We start from the raw sequence: 1,704 nt of genomic DNA on the forward strand, positions 1-1,704 counted from the left end.
AGCCGCGGTGACCGATGTGCTCGACCGGCACGAGGTGCTGCGCACGATGTATCCCAGTGACCGAGCGGGTCCGGCGCAGGTGGTGCTGCCGGTGGAGGCGGTCGGGGTGGATCTGTCACCGGTACCGGTGACCGAGGCGGAATTGATACAACGGGTGGGGCAGGTGTTGGGGACGGGCTTCGATGTGGCGGCGGCGGTGCCGGTGCGAGCGAGGCTGTTCCGAGTCGGGGACGAAGAGCATGTGCTGGCGGTAGCGGTGCATCACATCGCCGGGGACGGATCATCGATACGGCCGTTCGCGCGAGATGTCATGGTGGCCTATGCAGCACGGTCACGGGGGCAGATGCCGGGATGGGCGCCACTGCCGGTGCAATACGCCGATTACGCGTTGTGGCAGCGGGAAATGCTCGGGGAGGCCGACGATCCGGAATCGATGGCCGGGCGGCAACTCGCATTCTGGAAACGGGAGTTGGCCGGGCTCGCGGAGATGCTGGCGTTGCCGACCGACCGGCCCCGACCCGCGGTGGCCTCGATGCGGGGTGGGCGGATCGAGTTCACCGTCGAGGCGGGCCTGCATCGGCGGGTGAATGTGTTTGCCCGCGAGCATGATGCGACCTCGTTCATGGTGGTCCATGCGGTGTTGACGGTGTTGCTGGCACGGCTGTCGGGCAGTGACGACATCGCCGTGGGCACCCCGATCGCCGGTCGCGGTGAGCACGAGCTCGACGATCTGGTCGGGATGTTCGTCAACACCCTGGTGCTGCGCACCCGGGTGGAACCGGGGTCGTCGTTCCTTTACCTGCTCGAACACACCCGGGAAGTGGATCTGGCGGCGCTCGCGCACGCGGAGGTGCCCTTCGAGTGGCTGGTCGAGGAACTGGCACCGGCACGCTCGACAGCGCACGCACCGCTGTTCCAGGTGCTGCTGGTATTCCAGAACTTCGCACCAGCGGGATTCGAGCTGCCGGGGCTGACCGTCGAGGCCATGCAGGCCGACCTGCCGGTGGCGAAGTTCGACCTGCAATCGACCTTCGTAGAGCGACTCGGGCCCGACAATGCTCCGGCCGGGATGGATGTCGAATTCACCTTCGCGACAGACCTGTTCGACGAGACGACAGTCCACGGATTCGCCGACCGATTCGTGCGGATTCTCGAAGCGGTGACCGCGGACCCGGCGATGCCGGTCGGGGATCTGCCTCTGCTCGAGGCACACGAGTTGCAGCGTATGGCGGTGTGGAACGAGACCGCGCATCCGGTACCCGAACGGCAGTTGCTCGACGGATTCGCGGCGCAGGTGGCGGCGACCCCGGACGCGGTCGCGGTGGTGTTCGAGGACGTTCGGTTGGCCTATGCCGAACTCGGTGCCCGCGTCCACCGGCTGGCCCGGCATCTGATCTCGCTCGGAGTGGGTCCGGAAACGCTGGTAGCGGTGGCCATGCCGCGGTCGATCGAGTTGTTGGTGGGCATCTACGCGATCGTCGAGGCTGGCGGGGGGTACGTGCCGGTCGATCCCGACCTGCCTGCCGAACGCATCGGGCAGATCTTCAGCGTGGCCGAGCCGGTGTGTGTGCTGACCACCGGCGAGGGGACAGCTCTTCCGGAGACATCCACCGTGCCGGTGCTGCGCATCGACGCGCTCGATCTCACGGAAACGAGTGCCCTCCCGGTCGCCGATGCGGAGCGGATCGTGCCGTTGCGGCCGCA

The 1,704-nt window shown here is 67.3% G+C and carries 1 protein-coding gene; it reads left to right on the top strand.

Going from position 1 to position 1,704, the window contains the following annotated elements:
* Positions 1–1,704 (top strand): condensation domain-containing protein (locus AC3ERS_RS36530; RefSeq protein WP_431972725.1); only part of this gene is annotated, 1,704 nt, incomplete at both ends.

This window comes from Nocardia sp. bgisy134, from assembly GCF_057708325.1.